The organism is Neobittarella massiliensis (ex Bilen et al. 2018), assembly GCF_014269355.1.
GTDB classification, from domain to species: Bacteria; Bacillota; Clostridia; order Oscillospirales; family Ruminococcaceae; genus Neobittarella; species Neobittarella massiliensis.
In genome coordinates this window covers 1,754,791-1,770,627 of sequence record NZ_JACOGI010000001.1, presented here as the reverse complement: position 1 = coordinate 1,770,627, position 15,837 = coordinate 1,754,791, and the positions used below count along the sequence as shown (strand labels likewise).

The following is a 15,837-nucleotide window of genomic DNA, read 5'->3' as shown; positions in this document are numbered from 1 at the left end:
CGCGGGGTATACTGGTAACACCGGCGGTGCCGGGGCCACAGAGACATAGGGGAGGTGGTGGGCGTTGAAAAACTGGCAGCGGGGCGTGGGCCTCTACCTGGTGGGACTGTGCTTTTGCGCGCTGTCGCTGGTGTGCGTGCTCTGCTCCACCCGCTCGGTGGCCACCGCCATCGAGCGCTCTACCCTGGGCAATACTGTAAAGACGGTGCGGGTGTTTTTAGAGAGCGAGGTGGACCCGCGGCCCTACCTGAAGATCCTGTCGGACCGCAAAGATATCGTGGGCCTGTTTTTTGACTACACCGACGCCGTGGGTGAGGCCACGCTGCAGGTGCGGGCCTCGCCCCAGTACCTGACCATCGGCTTTTTGGATATCCTCAAGGCGGTGCCGCCCGACTGCGACATCCGCGATATCCAGTGCAAAGATGGGGCGCTGCGCTTTTTTTTGCCCGGTGCAGACGTGGTACAGGGGCGGGCCATCGCCGATGAGCTGGTGAAGAGCCGCGCCTTTTCGAAGGTGCTGTTTACCCCCGATCAGACCGGCTGCTGGATGAGCTGCGTGCTGGAGAGCTGAGGCCGGGTGGGGGTATTTGACGATGATCTTATAAGAGAGGGCCGCCCACAGAGGGCGGCCCTTTTTTGCTATTAGAGAGACGGCGCGGCGCCTGGGAGCCGGGTGAAAAACGGTAGGCGGGGGAGATAGAGATTGCCGCAATAAAAAGGAGCTGCCCGGCGACACGGCGCTTTTGGCGCCAAAAAGGGATGGGGGCGCGCGGAGACAGACCGCGATGGGCCGGCCGACCGGGCGTGCCGGGCCCCGTTGGGTAGGCACTATCCTGCCTGCAGCGGAACACTGTAAAAAGATGCGGTGCCCGGGCGGCACCGCCGCCAGGGAGATGACGGAAAACACCGGCGGGGCTATCGGCGACATGCAGATAGCTCCGCCGGTGTTTGGGGGCGGGGGAGAGCAGGGCCGACTGGGCGGTGTGAGACCGGCCGGAATATGCGCCGAGAGGCACTATACCTGCTGCTGGGACGGCGGTGACTTTTGGCATACCAGTACCGCGTGATTGCTCATACCGGTACAGGACTCGTGGAAAGCCATTTGGTCCAGCAGCGGTCTTAGCAGCGCAAACTTCTCGTCGCTCATGGCATCCACGACGCTTTTGGTGATAAAAAAGTCCGTTCCCAGATTTTTGATCTTGGCAAAGCCGTGTGCGGCGGCGACAAGCTCTATTTCTTCTGGCATGGTGTAGAAAAACAGACCCGGCTGCAGATCGTCGGTGCCTTTCTGCAGCACCTGTCGGTTGGCGTCGGCGTTGGGGTAGTTCGCCCGCAGATCATCGTGTATACAGGCCCCGGCATATGCCCCGACTTTGCTGATGTAGGCAAATACTGCGATCCCACTGCTTTTACAGATGCGGTGACATTCGGCAAAGACCAGCTCTCTCTCGTTTGGCGGCAAGTGATAGAGGGGCCCGAGACACAAGACGACATCAAATGAAGCGCTGGGGATACCGTTTAGTTTTGTGGCGTCTCCGACGACGCCAGTCACATTATTAAGCCCTCGGGCTGCCGCCTTTTGATTGAGGAGCTCGATGTTTTCTGGCGTCAGGTCCACGCCGACGTAGGTTTTGCACTGCGCAGAAAAGTACATGGCATAATAACCGGTGCCACACCCCAGCTCGATCACGGAGGAGAGGGGACCGATATAGTGAGAGATATGTTTTTTATACCTGAAAAAAGCAGTAAATCGTATATGATTTACTGCTTTTCTAAGCAATGATGTATTCTTTATTGTTTTAAATCAGTTGATATTTGATAAGGTAGTTAGCCTAGCTTTAATCAGAGTTTCTGCTAATGCAATTTGTCGTAAAATATTATCACTTAATTCATTTGATTTTATAGTATCTATTTTTTCAGTAGATAGGTTAAAAACTACATCAGCAACCAACTTCCAATGTTGCAGCCCTTCTTGCATTTGTGATACGATATTTGAACACTCCATAAATATCGTTCTAGGTAGGTAAACTTGGTGTACCAGCGTTTTTTCTTTTATTTCTTTGATTAATTCACAATACCTCAAGAAGCATTGTTTATAATTTTTACGCTGAAATTCATAGTCCATCTTATCATCAGAACTTGAATAGTAAACCAAATCTTGTACTAAAACGATTACTTCTGCAAATAATGGGTCACTGTTAGTGTAAAAGTCAAGTTCTTTATCCAATAGAATTTCAAAAGCAGTCGTAGAGCGTGTAAGCACATTTTTGTACTTTTCAATATTTTTTTCAAAAGCAGTATCTATAACTCTTTCAAAAAATTTCATAAATAGTGCCTTAAATATTGTAAGCAAAGCTATTAGAGCGGTAGTTCCACCACCTATTGCGATTATTAAATCTTTTATGTACTCCATAATTACCCCCATAGTGTTTAAATTCTAATATAATAAAATTCGAGCTCTGCGTATCTGGACTCGGTGGCCCGATGTTCTTCACCGGTATCTCTGTCGTGTGCGGTGACTGCTTTTTCATTGCTCGACATGAAAAATCCTCCTTTAAGATGGCGCCCGGACTTGAGCGGGTTGTGGACCGCAGACGGGTAGGGGGACACGGCTTTTTTGCGCCTTATTGTGTGGGGTGCTTACCGGCGGCGGGTGGGGAGGTGGCGCCGATGCCGGGGCCCTGACAGATCGTGCGGTAGCTGCTGCCGTTTTACCGGTACAGAAAGCCGTACTGCGTCTGGCAGCCGCTGCTGGTACAGGGAACGGCGACCGCCGCCGTTTGGGGGCGCCCCACCCGTGGGGCGGTGGCGGTCTCGATGATGGGGCGATGGGTGATCGGGTCGGTCGGCCAGCAGGGCGGTGAGCTGTTGCCGGACCAGACCGGTGACGGCGCTGTTCTGCTGTGCTGCTGTGCTGCTGGGCGATGCCGGTGCTGCCTGCTGCTGGCGGTCACAGCCGGCCAGCAGTAGGTCGGCAACAGGACAGCAGCAGGCGGGGAGCCAATAGGAGCGCGGTGGTATACCTGCCCATGGGTGATCCTTTTTTAGCGGCAGCTCTTTGCGGTGACGGCAGCCGGAGACCGGCGTTTGGTGGAGGCGGGCCGCACCGTGGGTCTGGGCCGCTTTGGCGCCGCCAAAATGCCGCCGGCCAATTGCCATTGGTCACCAGCTACCAGCGGTCTGCTTGCTCCATCTGGTTCGTATAGCAGCTGCTTTTGGGCGGCGGTAATGGGTGACACAGCAGCTGACACGGCGGTGACACAGACGCAAACGGATATCTGATATCTGTGCGGAGGAGACGCTCTGCGGCGATGGAAGCTGCGGGATTGTAAAAGAGGGAGGATGGGGCAGAGCAGAGGGACGGGCCGCGTATGGCGGTGGGGCATTTTGAGGGCATTTTGAACTGGTTTGCGCTAGTTGGGGCTGGTTTGGGCTGGTCTGGGCTGGTCTGGTTTCGGCGGGGAGGTCGTGTCGGCGGGACTACCTGGACCTGGGGGCCTTTTGAAAATCCAGATATTGCGTGCCCTGAAAGGTGAGCGTACCGCGACAATTTTGTTTTAGCTGTTGGTACACCTGTCGGCGCACCCAGAGCTCGAGCTGCTGGCCGCCGTCGATGGCAAAGGTGACATAGTAGGTGACGCGCTTTTGAGAGTGGGGCAGAGAGGGGGCCCAGTGCAGGTGCCGCGTGACCTGGGCGCGCTTTTTTATCACCTCGGCCCGGACGGAGAGCCTGGGGGCGCGGCTGTTTTTGTACCGCTGGCCGATAATCACTATCAGTATGACAGCAAGCACCAATAGAAACATGGCGATAAACGAATAGAGTGCAAATTGCGCATACGGCAAAACGATCTCCTCCTTGGCCGTGAGCAGCTGACCGCCGGCAAAAAAGCGCAGGCCCGGCGGCACCGGACCTGCGCAGAAAAGGCGCTGGGACCCATACCGGACAGTATGAGGCGGCCCGGCCCATGGCGGCAAGCAGTTTTAGGTATTTTTGCCTTTTTTGCGGGTGAGGATGAGCAGCAGGAAGGTGGCCAGCAGCGAGCAGACGGGGATGAACATGGCCCCGGTAAAGCTGAAGCGCTGGGCCACCGCCCCGGTGAGCGCGTGAAAGCAGATGCTGCCCACCGCCGTGCACAGGCCGGTGAAGGCGGTGGCGGTGGCGGGAAACTGGGGAAAATACTCGCAGGCCAGGACGAATTTGGCGGTGTAGATGGCGCCGGTGAGCAGGCCCAGAGAGAACGAGACCGCCATCCACAGGATCTTGTGCTGGCCCAGCAGGCCGATGATCAGCGCCGCCCCGCTCAGGATGCTCACCAGCGTGATATAGTCGCGGGAGGAGATGAATTTGGAGATGATGCCGTTGATGAGCCGGCTGACGATCACGCCGCCCGAGAACAGGCTCAATAGCACCGCGCAAAAGCTCAGGGGGTACTTTTGCCCATCGAGCTGATTTAGATAGGTGGGCAGCCACACGGTGTACATTTGAAAGCCGGCGTACAGAAAGCTGACGATGCACAGGATGCGCAGATCGGCCGAGGCCAGCATGGCCTTGAGCGGCGCTTTTTGGCGGGTGCCGTCGGCGGCGGTGTTCTGCACCAGCGCCACCGGCTTGCCCATGATCTTGAGCGTGCACAGATAGGCGATAGCCCCGCCCATCACCAGCAGCGACAGCAGCGTGTACGCCAGGCTCCACTGGTGGCCGTGGTCGGTGAGAAAGCCCACGTACAGGGGGCCCAGCATGGCCCCCACCCCGTAAAAGGCGTGCAGGATGCTGATGTATTTGCTGCGCTGGTCGCCGTACAGGTCGGACATGTAGGAGGCGCAGGCGTTGTCGACGATGTTGGAGACGATGCCCAGCAGCGCAAACAGGGCCAGCAGCACCCAAAATGGGGGCATGGAGCCGATGGCCAGCAGGATGAGCCCCATCACCAGGCACATGATACCGGCCACCCGGCTCTTGTCGAGGCGGTCGACCACCAGGCCGATAATGGCGTTGGAGACCAGCATGCCGATAGACTGCAGCACCGAGAACATGGACGCCTGTTCCAGCGACAGGCGGTAGCCCTGGATGATCCGGGGCTGGGCGGTGCCGAACAGGTTGATAGAGAGCGCGAAAGCCATCATGAACACCATGAGGTAGATGCACACTACACTGCGCTTTTTGGTATTCTTCAAAAACAGTTCCACCTTTCGATTGCAAACGTTTGCATTATCTTTTTTTCCTCAAATTTTCCTCAATTGAAAATATGATACACCCGCGCTATGACCGCTGTCAATGGTGTGTTTTGCGCTATCTCGCGCCGATATTGCAGCGATCTGCACAGAAATAGGGCGCCCGGGCGGGAAAAAGAGGGGTCCGAGGGGTAAACGGGACTGTGCAAAAGTTTGCATAGCCGGTTGGGCGTGCCGACGCAGGGAGACGGCGCTGAGGTGGGCGGCGTCAACGGGGGGATTTTGGCTTGAGAGACGGAGCGGGCCCTGGTGGGTGGGGGTATCTCTCGGGCCGGGGCGGTTTTGGGGAGGTTTTTGGGCGACTTTTGGGCGGATTTGGGTGGCTTTGGGCGACTTTGGGGGGGGGGGTAACAGCCGGGAGGCGGCGGGGGAGACGGCCGATACGGGGATAGAAGGGCCGACCTGGTAGGTGGCGGGCGTTGGATGGCGGGCGGCGCTGGGACGGCTGCTGTTATGGCTGCTGCGGCTGTTGTGGCTGTTGCGGCGGATCGATCAAGATAGAGCGGGTGGGAGAGCAGCGGGGCGCTGAGCGGCTGCCCGGGAGCGAGCGGATGGCAGCGGTGGATTTCGGTGCGGAGACTGGCGGAGACCGGCGGCACGGGGTGCGAGACCGGCTTATAGGGGAAAAGCGGTGGTTTTACCTCTGCGCCGGGTGGGGACACAGAGGGACGCCAGAGAAGGCGGGGCCCCGAGAGTTGGCGGGGGCCGGGGATGGCTTGACGGGGCGCTGGGAGCAGCGGGCCGCGTGTGGCGGTGTGCAGTAGTGCACGGCAGTGTGCAGCGGGGTACAGCGGCATGTAGCAGCGACATATATGAGGGGCAAAGCCGGAAAGACCGCTGCTGCTCTGCGTACAAATAGGGCGGGCCGGGAGGGAAGCGGTCGGGACCGGGCGAAAAGACCGACGGCGCTGACACGTGCCGACGGATGTTGGCTCATGTTGGCCGGTACTGGCTGGTACTGGCTGGGGGAGATCGGTGCTTGTTGGGGTCGGCGGGGACAGGGGCGCGGTGGCTTGGACGCAAAGCGCGAATGCGGCGGGGAGAGAAAGGGGCGTGCCCCGCCGGAGCATGTGGCTTGTGCGGGGGGACCTTGGTCTGCTTTTACGGGGGCAGCAGGGTGCTGTGCTTTGGCAGCGGGTATTTTGGGTAGATGGATCGGTGGCGGGAGGTGGGGGTATGCGGAAGAGAGGTGGACGGAGGGCAGACAGAGAGCCGGTGGGGGGGAGCGGTGTATCGCGGCGGCGGGCTGTGTTCTATATAGCGCCGGATCGCGAATTTGGGCGCGGCGAGCAGGGGCGGGCCGCTATAGGTGCGGTGAGATGGTGAAGGTGAAGGGGCTTTTGGTGATGGCCGGGCAGTGAGTGAGCGCCTGTTTAAAAGGATTTGGGGGACCGCAGGGCATAAAAAGACCCCGGCGCACAGGTGGCCGGGGCGGATGGGACGAGTGGTAAAAAGTGGGAGACGCCTAGCGGTTGGGCCGGCGGTGATGGGTGATGGCCAGCAGCAGAAAAGTGCCCAGCAGGGCGCAGACGGGGATGAACATGGCCCCGGTAAAGCTGAAGCGCTGGGCCACCGCCCCGGTGAGCGCGTGAAAGCAGATACTGCCCACTGCCGAGCACAGACCGGTAAAGGCGGTGGCGGTGGCGGGGAACTGGGGGAAGTAGCTGCAGGCCAGCACGAACATGGCGGTGTGGGTGGCGCCGGTGAGCAGGCCCAGCAGTAGCGAGACCGCCATCCACAGCAGCTTGTTGTGCAGCGTGAGCCCGGCGATGAGCACCAGCCCTGCCGCCACGCTGACGAAGGTGATGTAGTCGCGGGCGTGGACGTATTTGGAGATGTAGCTGTTGGCCAGCCGGCTGACGATCATGCCGCCGGAGTACAGACTTAAAAGCAGGGCGCAAAAGCTCAGGGGATACTTTTGGCTGTTGGCCTGATTGAGATAGGTGGGCAGCCAGATGGTGTACATCTGGAACCCGGCCAGCAGGAAGTTGACTGCACAGAGGATGCGCAGGTCGAAAGAGCGCAGCATCTCGCCGACCGGCGCCTTTTGGCGGGTGCCGTCGGCGGCGGTGTTCTGCACGGCCGGCTGCGGGCGGCCCACTACCTTTAAGGTGAACAGGTAGGCGATGGCCGCCGCCATGATCACCAGCGAGAGCAGACTGTAAGACCAGTTCCAGCCCAGGCCGCGGTCGTTTAAAAAGCCCACGTACAGCGGGCCCAGCATGGCCCCCACCCCGAAAAAGGCGTGCAGGATGCTGATGTATTTGCTGCGGTCGTCGCCGTACAGATCGGACATGTAGGAGGCGCAGGAGCTGTCGAGCACGCTGGAGGTGACCCCCAACAGCAAAAACAGCGCCAGCAGCACCAAAAACGGCGGCATGAGACCGATGGCCAGCAGGGTGAGGCCCATAATGAGACACATGAAGCCCACTACCCGGCTCTTGTCGAGCCGGTCTACCACCAGGCCCACGATGGCACTGGAGACCAGCATGCCGATGCTCTGCAGCACCGAGAAGTAGGAGGCCTGCTCCAGTGTGAGGTGATAGCTCTGGATGATCTTGGGCTGAGCAGTGCCGAAGAGGTTGGTGGACAGCGCGTACCCCATCATGAACACCATGAGGTAGATGCATACGGCACTGCGCTTTTTACGCTGTTGCAAAAAAATGACCGCCTTTCAGAAATGCAAACGATTGCAATAGTTTTTTTGACTGTAAACAAACTGATGATACACGAATACACGGCATTTTGTCAATGCAAATATTGCTGATATGCAGGAAAATATCCCTGTATATGGTGCTGCTTGGCGGAGACAGCTTGACAGGCGAGCGGGGAGCAGGTATGATAAGAGCAGGAGTGCAAAGGCTTGCACAAACAATTTGTGTGGAGCGCCGCCTGATGCGGTGCAGGGAGGGATCGTTATGGCAACACTCAAGGATGTGGCCCGGCTGGCGGGGGTGAACATCTCTACCGTGTCGCGGGCGCTGGCGGGGTCGCCCAGCATATCGGCGGCCACGGCGCAGCGGGTGCGGGCGGCGGCCGATCAGCTGGGCTACCACCCCAACCTGAGCGCCCGGGCGCTGTCGGGCAAGCGCACCGGGGTGGTGGCGCTGGCGGTACAGGACATCATGTCGCCGGTGTGGGCGCTGCTCTGCGGCGGCGTGTGTGACACGGTGGCCGCCCGCGGCGGCACGGTGATGCTGTTCACCGCCCAAAACGAGAGCGACTACCGCGAGCGGGTGCTGCCGGCGCTGCGCTCCTGCGGGGCGGACGGGGCGGTGCTGGCGCTGTTGTTTTTGGACCAGCAGCTGCAGCAGCTGACCGAAGAGACCGGTATAAAAGCGGTGCTGGCCGAGTGCCGGCCACGGGCGGGCATCCCCTCGGTATACGCCGACCGAGAGGAGGCCAGTTACCGCGCCTGCCGCCACCTGATCGATGTGGGCTGCCGCGATATCGCGCTGGTGACGGCCCCGTGGTTTGACCACAGCTATATAGAGGGCTGCGACCGGGCAGCCGGCGGTGAGGTGCCCCACCGGGTGTACAGTGGCGAGCCCACCTACCAGGCCGGTTACCAGCTGGGGCTGGCGCTGGCGGCGGACGGGCCGCTGCCGCAGGGGCTGGTGACGGTGTGCGACGAGCAGGCGCTGGGCCTGCAACACGCCTTTTTGCAAAACGGCGTACAGGTGCCGCAGGACTGCTCGGTCATCAGCCTGGAGGACAGCATGCTGGCGGTGGCCACCTGGCCGCAGCTGACGGCGGTGTCGAAACCGCTGTACCGCATCGGCGCGCGGGCGGCGGATATGCTGCTGGACATGCTCGACGGCAAAACGGCGGCGAGCCAGGTGGTGCACCACCAGCTGACCGTGCGCCAGAGCACCAGCCTGCGCTAGAGGGGAGAGAGCCATGGCGGAAAACGACCAGATACTGTTTGTGGGCAACATCGATATGGGCATATCGCTGGAGATCGAGAAGATACCCGGCCGCTGGGAGGCGCAGCGGGCCACCGAGGCCGTTTACACCACCGACGGCCGCGCCAGCCGCCAGGCGGTCGCGGCTATTGGCCTGGGCGGCCGGGCGGCCATTTTGGGCCGGGTGGGGGACGACGACTTTGGACGCCGTATTCTGTCTGACCTGACTGCGCGGGGGGTGGACACCGCCGGACTGAGCCCGGTGCCGGGCAGCCCCACCGGGCTGGTGCTGTTGTGCCGCACCCCCGGCGACGCCGCCCCCCACATCATCAGCTCCCCCGGCGCCAACGCCCAGTTTGGCCCCGACTATGTGCGGCAAAACAGCGGCCTGTTTGCCGGCCGGGCCATGACGGTGGTGGTGAACCAGATGCCGCCCGAGACGGTGCTGGCAGCGGTGCAGACCGCCCGGCGGCAGGCCCCCGGCGGCACGGTGATACTGGACCCATCCCCCATTGAGAGCCTGCCGGCCGAGCTGCTGGCCCAGGTGGATGTGGTGCTACCGGACGAGTGGGACATCGCCCACCTGACCGGGTGCGGCACCCCCACCATGGGACATGCCCGGCTGGCGCTGTCGCGGCTGCTGGAGCAGGGGGCCCGGGCAGTGGTGCTCAAGTGTGAGGGGGGCGCGCTCATCGCCACCGCCAACGAGTTCATCACCCTGGGTGAGTGTGACATCAGCGAGGCGGTGGACAAAAACGGCGATAAGGACATTTTTATCGCCGCGCTGTGCATGGCGCTCTCGCAGAGACAGGCGCTGTACCCGGCGGTGGTGTACGCCCGGGCGGCAGCCATGTTCTCCCGCGCGGCGCGGGGGATATCGGCCCGGCTGCCCACCCAGCGGCAGCTGCAGAACTACCTGAAGAAAAACCCGCTCTTTAAGAGCCGCGGCTGACTGCACCGGCGGTGCGGCAGCGCGGCGGCGCGCGAAAAGAGGAGCGCGGGGACCAGAAAAGGTCCTCGCGCTCCTCTTTTTTTGTGGGGCGCATATACCGGGCGGAGCAGGGGGCGGATCGCCCGCCGGAGCTGGGGCTGATGGGGGCTGATTTGGGCTTGTTTGAGCCTGTTTGAGCCTGTTTGGGCGGGGGCAGTACTTGCGGGCAGGGGGACTAAAAGCAGTCCCAGTTATAGAGGATGCAGCTGGTGTCGCCGGCGGCCAGCGCTCCGGCAGGGGCAAAAAAGCCGGCTACGCCGCTGTCGCCCCACATGATCTCGCGGCTGCCCAGGCCGGCGCTGTCTATCTGCAGCAGCAGCTGGCTGTAGGGGGCGTAGCGGCCGTGACAGTCGCGCGGGTCCTCCTGGGTGAAGGCGGGGTAGCCGCCGAGCTTGTGGCCGAAACCGGACAGGTCGTTAAAGGGGTCTTCGGTCAGCGCGTCGGGCAGGTCGTACCAGTGGGCCAGCGGCACCTGGGGGTAAAAACTGGCCCACAGGGCGCAAAAGACGGCGTCAAAGCGGTGATCGCAGCTGCTCATCCCTTCTTCTTCCAGCGAGAATCGCAGGCCAAAACAGCCGGTAAAGGGGAAGTAATCATCTTCTTCCCCATAGGGGCGGTAGCGGGGGCGCACCTGCTCGGCGGTGACGGCGAGATCGACACGGGGCCAGAAGAGCACCCGGCTGGCGGACTGGTCGTCCAGCGCGTCGAAGTTTTGCAGGCCCAGCAGATCGTCGTTTAAAATGTAGAACTGGACCAGACCTGCCGGCGGGTAGAGACTGTTGGCAGGGAGCTCCTCACAGCGGATCTGGGCCAGCAGAGTGAGCTGCTGACCGGCGGCGGTGGTGGGCACGGCGGCGCCGGGCGGCAGGTAGGGCAGACCGCCCAGCTTGCTGGCGGCCAGAGCGGGAGTATCGCCGGTGAGCGCCAGGCGTATGACCGGCTGCCGGGTGCGCAGATACAGCTCTTTGAGCACCGCCTGGACCATGTCGGCGGTGTAGGGAGCGGCGGCCGGCCGGGAGAGTGGCGCTGAAGTTGGGCCGGTCTTCTTTTTAAAGAGATCGAGTAGTCCCACGGGGGGCACCTCCTTACAACAGATGGGTGTTTGCCGATACCAGTATAGCAGACCGGCGCCGACCTGCCCACTGCCTGAGGGCCGCCGGGCGCAAAAAAAGAGAGCGGCCGGCAGCCGCTCTCTTACGGGGGAAGAAGATACCGCGATCGCGCAGAAAGGTGTTACTTGGACGCCTCGACGGTGATGGTGTCGGTATTGCCTTCCTTCATGCTTTTTTCCAGCTCGGTCATCAGCACTTTGAAGGAGTCGGAAGAGTTGGTGGCGCCGGCGACGGCATCCATCTTCTCGGCCGACTGTTTCTCTTTGTACTGCTCGGCGATGTCGCCGTAGAACTTCTCGGGCCAGGTGCCGGTGGCCTCCATATAGCTCTTGTACTCGGCGTCTTGAGATTTTAGCTTGCCGTCGGCGTTTTTGGCGTCGAAGGTGACGTCGCTGACTTTGCCGTCTTTGACGGTGACCTCGACGAATTCGGTCCAGCCGTGCTCGTCGGCGTCTTTGTACTGGGCTTTGTAGGCGCCGTCTTTATAAGACGAGCCGCAGCCCACGAATACCAGCAGCGCGCAGCAAGCCGCCACTGCCATGGCCATAAACTTTTTCATCTCGCATACCTCCATAATTTACCTGCCCGGCAAAATGTGCCCGGACACTCTGCGGGTATTCTTCCCTAGAGTAGCCCTAACTATACACGTGCATAGCGGCACTGTCAACGCATTTGGAAAAATTTCTGCAAAGTGTACAAAAATGGTAAACTTTAAGACCGATGTTCGTTGTATCCACCGTCGGCATACGGTTGACAGCGCCGCCCATACTCTTTAAAATAGAGCGTATTCACAGGCCGGGCGCGGGATGCCCGGCTTTTTGGCCCGGTACAGACCGGGGCGACAGAGGAGGGGGGAGTGCCGGTGGTCAACGAAAAACACGCCCGCCGCCGCGGCAGTGCAGCGGTGGCGGTGCTGATCGCGGTGGCGCTGGCGGCGGTGGGCATCTACTCGTATTGGGATGACTGGCGCGCCACCCCCCACACCACCAGCGACTTTTTGATGAACACCTTTGTGTCGCAGACGGTGTACGGTAAAAACGCCCAGCGGGCGGCCGACGAGGTGGTGGCGGCCCTGTCGGGCTTTGAGGACGACTTTTCGATGTACCGCGAGAACTCGCCCATCGCCCAGATCAACCGCAGCGCCGGGGTGGCGCCGGTGGCGGTGCCGGAGCAGGTGTACCAGCTGATCGCCACCGCGTACGACTACTGCGCGCAGACAGACGGGCTGTTTGACGTGACCACCGGGCCGCTGTCGGTGCTGTGGAACGTGACCGGCGACACGCCGCACGTGCCCGGACAGCAGGAGCTGAGCCAGGCGCTGGAGCTGGTGGACTACCGCGATATCCTCCTGGACCCCGAGGCCCGGACGGTGATGCTGCGGCGGCCGGGGCAGATGATCGACCTGGGGGCCATCGCCAAGGGGTACGCCTGCCGGGTGGCGGGCGAGATATACCGCCGCTACCAGGTGGGCGGTGCGGTGCTCTCGGTTGGGGGCAACATTTACACCTACGGTAAAAAGCCGGGCGGAGGGGCGTATGATATTGGCCTCTCGACCCCCGAAAAGGACCGCCAGCACACCTTGGGGACGCTGCACGCCGACGGAATGGTGGTGGCCACCTCCGGCGGGTACGAGCGGTATTTTGAGGAGCAGGGCATCCGCTACCATCACATCTTTGACCCGCGCACCGGCTACCCCTCCCAGCAGGACCTGCTCTCGGTGACGGTGGTGGCCGAGGACGGGGCGCTGGCCGACTTTTTATCCACCTACTTTTTTGTGGCCGGCTCACAGGCGGCCATCGACTGTTTGGACCGCAGCGAGTTCTCGCTTATTTTGGTGGACAGCGAGAAGAACGTCTATATCTCGCCGGCGCTAAAAGACCAGTTTGCCCTGACCAGCAGCGACTATACGCTGGCGGCACCGTAGTAGCGGCGCCGCCGAATATCACCAGAGGGGAGGCGGACCTGTGACTTCGCGACAGATACAGCAGAAGACCCGGCGGGTGGCCTTTTTGGGGCTGCTGTTTGCGCTGGCCATTTTGCTGTCGTTTATAGAGGGGCTGGTGCCGCCGCTGCCGATGATGCCGCCGGGGGTGAAGCTGGGGCTGGCGAACATCGTGACCATGTACTGCCTGGTACTGCTGGACTTTAGGGCCGCCTTGACGGTGACGGCGCTCAAGGGGCTGTTTGCCTTTTTGACCCGGGGCGCGGTGGCGGCGGCCATGAGCCTGGGGGGGAGCGTGCTCTCGCTTTTGGTGATGGCGCTGGTGTGGCGGCTGACCAAAAAGCGGTGCAGTATGCTCACCATGGGGCTGACCGGCGGCTTTTTTCACAACATGGGACAGCTGTGTGTGTCGGTGCTGATCTTAAAGACCACCGCCGCCTTTTACTACCTGCCGGTGCTGGCGGTGGCGGGGCTGGTGATGGGCTTTATCACCGGTGTGACCCTGCAGGTGCTGATGCCCCACATTGGGCGGCTGCAGCAGGACCTTGGGCCGCCAGCCGGTCGGCGGCGCTAGCGGCAAACTGGCGGCAGAGGAGATATTTTGCGGGCGGGCCGGTGCGGTTCCGCTCTTTTTTGCGGGTACTGCGGGTGCTGGGATGTAGATAAACGGGCGGGCCAAAAGAACGGGCAGCGGCGAGAAGGGAGCGGAAAAAGCGGGATGGCGCACACCGCTGCGCGCGGTCGGTGCAGCGGTGTGCATAAAAGGCACCGGACGGGGCGCTGCGGTATAGCGCCGGGCGCGTTGGACCACACTGTTAGCGCGCCGAGACGGCACCCGGCGCACCTTGGGGCCGGCAGAAGTGGAGACGGACTTACTGGGCGGGCACCAAAAAGGGGCGGCTGCCCCAAATTGGCGGCAGCCGCCCCCTGGGGGGTGCAACTGGTCATTTGATCTCGATCTGGTGGCGCACATCGGCGACCGGCGCCTTTTTAGGCAGCTTCAACTCGAGGATGCCGTTTTGATAGCTGGCGTCGATGGCGGCGGTGTCGATATCGCTGATATCGAAGCTGCGGCGATAAGAGCCATAGCGGCGCTCCCGGCGGACAAAGCGGCCCTGGTCGTCTTTTTCCTCGCTCTTTTCGTCGTGGGTGGCGCTGATACACAGCTCGTCGCCCTGGATATCGATGTGCAGGTCTTTTTTGTCAAAACCGGGCAACTCGGCCTGCAGCAGGTAGTGGTCGCCCCGATCTACGATATCGGTGCGGAACTGGCCGAAGCCGGCGCCCATATCGCCAAATAGGCTCTTCTCCATATCGTCGAGATAGGAAAACAGATTGTGTTCATTTCTGCCAAACGGGATCAGTGCGGACATAGTAGGTACCTCTCTTTCGTGTAATACTTGGGGATGGGGTTTCGTGTGTGTAGTTTGGTGCTCTAGTCGCTATTCGTCTGCATGTGCATCGCTTCCTTTTTTGTTTCTGTCTACAGTTTATCCGGTGTGTTTTACCGATCTTTTATATTTTTGTGAACGCTTTTTGAATTTTAGCACTCTTTGATATAGAGTGCTAAAATTGTGGATATGGGGGAATTGGTGCCCAGAGAAAGCGCGTATTTTTCGTCGCTTTTGCTATCAACCATCGGTGCTTGTTGTGCTATACTAAACATAGAGGGGCGCCGGTGTGGGCGCCCCAATACGCGGCGGCAAAAGCCGCCGGAGGCAGGTGAAGACCATGCAGGAACAGATCGTGAAAGTGGCCACCTTCAACCTAAAGCGCGACGGCCGCTTTAATCCCCGCACCTGGGAGCACCGGCGCAAGATGGCTGCCAAGGTGATCCGCAACTCCGGCGCCAGCATCATCGGCGTGCAGGAGCTGCTGCCCTCGATGCGCGAGGACATACAGCAGCTGCTGGGCAACTACAGCTTTTTTGGCTGGGGCCGCAAAAAAGACCTGGGGGACGAGCACGCGGACATCATCGTCAAGAACCAGGATATCGATGTGCTGTTCCACGATACGTTTTGGCTGTCTAAAAAACCCCAGAGTCAGGGTAGCCGGTACGCTTTTGCCATTTTTCCCCGGGTGTGCACCGTGGCTGAGGTGTACTTTAAACAGAGTCACCGGCGCCTGCGGGTATTCAATACCCATTTTGACCATCTGCTGCCCATGTCACGGGTGTTGGGGGTCAACGTGATCTTTCAGCGCATCCAGCAGTACCAGCAGATAGACCCGCTGCCCACCATCCTGATGGGGGACCTGAACGCCACCCCCGACAGTTTGCCGGTGCGGCTCATCCGCGAGAACCGACACGGCTACGATTTTCACTTTACCGACGTATTTTCGACATTGGCCCAGAGCGGGCAGGGGGTCAACACCTTTCACTACTTTAAGGGCAAAGACCGGCACAAGACCCGTTTTGACTACATCTTCGTCACCCAGGAATTTGACATCCTCGATGTGGCGCTGGACAAGTACAGCATCCGCGGTATCTACCCGTCGGACCATTATCCCATTCTCACCACGCTGCGCCTGCCCGGCGAAGCGCCCCCGGCGGACACCGCCGCCAGCTGATGGGACAAAAGGCAAAAAAGAGCGCGCGGCCCGAGTTTGTTCGGACCGCGCGCTTTTTGCTGCGGGGAGATAGAGTGCTGCCGGGCG

General features: G+C 60.7%; 15 protein-coding genes. 7 read left to right on the top strand and 8 right to left on the bottom strand.

Annotated elements, in window-relative coordinates; translation table 11 throughout:
- Positions 1-64: 64 nt before the first annotated feature.
- Positions 65-571 (top strand): hypothetical protein, encoded by a 507-nt coding sequence (locus H8K20_RS08015; RefSeq protein ID WP_105204806.1) that lies wholly within the window; start codon positions 65-67, stop codon positions 569-571.
- Positions 572-1,015: 444 nt separating this feature from the next.
- On the opposite strand, the gene H8K20_RS08010 is transcribed toward H8K20_RS08015, so the two are convergent.
- Both H8K20_RS08010 and H8K20_RS08005 read right to left on the bottom strand, forming a co-directional pair.
- Positions 1,016-1,780 carry a class I SAM-dependent methyltransferase gene (locus H8K20_RS08010; protein ID WP_279287437.1) on the bottom strand — a complete coding sequence of 255 codons (765 nt, stop codon included), beginning with the start codon at positions 1,778-1,780 and terminating at the stop codon, positions 1,016-1,018.
- A gap of 24 nt (positions 1,781-1,804) precedes the next feature.
- Positions 1,805-2,413, bottom strand: coding sequence for a hypothetical protein (locus tag H8K20_RS08005; RefSeq protein WP_105204803.1), 609 nt, complete (start codon positions 2,411-2,413; stop codon positions 1,805-1,807).
- 404 nt (positions 2,414-2,817) lie between these two features.
- Between H8K20_RS08005 and H8K20_RS08000 the strand changes: the two genes are divergently transcribed.
- Complete coding sequence (locus tag H8K20_RS08000) at positions 2,818-2,970, top strand: hypothetical protein (protein ID WP_186488022.1); 153 nt, start codon at positions 2,818-2,820, stop codon at positions 2,968-2,970.
- A 510-nt stretch (positions 2,971-3,480) separates the two neighbouring features.
- On the opposite strand, the gene H8K20_RS07995 is transcribed toward H8K20_RS08000, so the two are convergent.
- From H8K20_RS07995 to H8K20_RS07985, 3 genes are all read right to left on the bottom strand, one after another.
- Positions 3,481-3,843, bottom strand: coding sequence for a DUF2500 domain-containing protein (locus tag H8K20_RS07995; RefSeq protein WP_186488021.1), 363 nt, complete (start codon positions 3,841-3,843; stop codon positions 3,481-3,483).
- A 138-nt stretch (positions 3,844-3,981) separates the two neighbouring features.
- A complete protein-coding gene (locus tag H8K20_RS07990; RefSeq protein ID WP_105204800.1) occupies positions 3,982-5,175 on the bottom strand; it encodes an MFS transporter in 1,194 nt (397 codons plus the stop codon).
- A gap of 1,522 nt (positions 5,176-6,697) precedes the next feature.
- Positions 6,698-7,891, bottom strand: coding sequence for an MFS transporter (locus tag H8K20_RS07985; RefSeq protein WP_154867430.1), 1,194 nt, complete (start codon positions 7,889-7,891; stop codon positions 6,698-6,700).
- Positions 7,892-8,150: 259 nt separating this feature from the next.
- On the opposite strand from H8K20_RS07985, the gene H8K20_RS07980 reads away from it, so the two are divergent.
- Both H8K20_RS07980 and H8K20_RS07975 read left to right on the top strand, forming a co-directional pair.
- Positions 8,151-9,119 carry a LacI family DNA-binding transcriptional regulator gene (locus H8K20_RS07980; protein ID WP_186488020.1) on the top strand — a complete coding sequence of 323 codons (969 nt, stop codon included), beginning with the start codon at positions 8,151-8,153 and terminating at the stop codon, positions 9,117-9,119.
- 13 nt (positions 9,120-9,132) lie between these two features.
- A complete protein-coding gene (locus H8K20_RS07975) occupies positions 9,133-10,089 on the top strand; it encodes a PfkB family carbohydrate kinase (protein ID WP_154867426.1) in 957 nt (318 codons plus the stop codon).
- A 214-nt stretch (positions 10,090-10,303) separates the two neighbouring features.
- Here the strand turns inward: H8K20_RS07975 and H8K20_RS07970 are convergent, their stop codons facing one another.
- Both H8K20_RS07970 and H8K20_RS07965 read right to left on the bottom strand, forming a co-directional pair.
- Positions 10,304-11,200, bottom strand: a complete 897-nt coding sequence (locus H8K20_RS07970) for a DUF1963 domain-containing protein (RefSeq protein ID WP_186488019.1) — start codon at positions 11,198-11,200, stop codon at positions 10,304-10,306.
- Between the two features lie 161 nt (positions 11,201-11,361).
- Positions 11,362-11,799 carry an FMN-binding protein gene (locus tag H8K20_RS07965; RefSeq protein ID WP_164998187.1) on the bottom strand — a complete coding sequence of 146 codons (438 nt, stop codon included), beginning with the start codon at positions 11,797-11,799 and terminating at the stop codon, positions 11,362-11,364.
- Positions 11,800-12,102: 303 nt separating this feature from the next.
- On the opposite strand from H8K20_RS07965, the gene H8K20_RS07960 reads away from it, so the two are divergent.
- The gene (locus H8K20_RS07960) at positions 12,103-13,164 is read left to right on the top strand and encodes an FAD:protein FMN transferase (protein WP_186488018.1); all 1,062 of its coding nucleotides are present in this window, start codon (positions 12,103-12,105) and stop codon (positions 13,162-13,164) included.
- A 40-nt stretch (positions 13,165-13,204) separates the two neighbouring features.
- Positions 13,205-13,756 (top strand): Gx transporter family protein, encoded by a 552-nt coding sequence (locus tag H8K20_RS07955; protein WP_243562629.1) that lies wholly within the window; start codon positions 13,205-13,207, stop codon positions 13,754-13,756.
- 370 nt (positions 13,757-14,126) lie between these two features.
- Here the strand turns inward: H8K20_RS07955 and H8K20_RS07950 are convergent, their stop codons facing one another.
- Positions 14,127-14,555, bottom strand: coding sequence for an Hsp20/alpha crystallin family protein (locus tag H8K20_RS07950; protein ID WP_105204792.1), 429 nt, complete (start codon positions 14,553-14,555; stop codon positions 14,127-14,129).
- 358 nt (positions 14,556-14,913) lie between these two features.
- On the opposite strand from H8K20_RS07950, the gene H8K20_RS07945 reads away from it, so the two are divergent.
- A complete protein-coding gene (locus tag H8K20_RS07945; RefSeq protein ID WP_154867420.1) occupies positions 14,914-15,750 on the top strand; it encodes an endonuclease/exonuclease/phosphatase family protein in 837 nt (278 codons plus the stop codon).
- Positions 15,751-15,837: the final 87 nt, after the last annotated feature.

Bases quoted from the DNA above. Each gene is read 5' to 3' on its own strand.
- H8K20_RS08005 (WP_105204803.1), bottom strand. From the start codon at position 2,413: ATGGAGTACATAAAAGATTTAATAATCGCAATAGGTGGTGGAACTACC.
- H8K20_RS08000 (WP_186488022.1), top strand. From the start codon at position 2,818: ATGATGGGGCGATGGGTGATCGGGTCGGTCGGCCAGCAGGGCGGTGAG.
- H8K20_RS07980 (WP_186488020.1), top strand. From the start codon at position 8,151: ATGGCAACACTCAAGGATGTGGCCCGGCTGGCGGGGGTGAACATCTCT.
- H8K20_RS07975 (WP_154867426.1), top strand. From the start codon at position 9,133: ATGGCGGAAAACGACCAGATACTGTTTGTGGGCAACATCGATATGGGC.
- H8K20_RS07965 (WP_164998187.1), bottom strand. From the start codon at position 11,799: ATGAAAAAGTTTATGGCCATGGCAGTGGCGGCTTGCTGCGCGCTGCTG.
- H8K20_RS07950 (WP_105204792.1), bottom strand. From the start codon at position 14,555: ATGTCCGCACTGATCCCGTTTGGCAGAAATGAACACAATCTGTTTTCC.
- H8K20_RS07945 (WP_154867420.1), top strand. From the start codon at position 14,914: ATGCAGGAACAGATCGTGAAAGTGGCCACCTTCAACCTAAAGCGCGAC.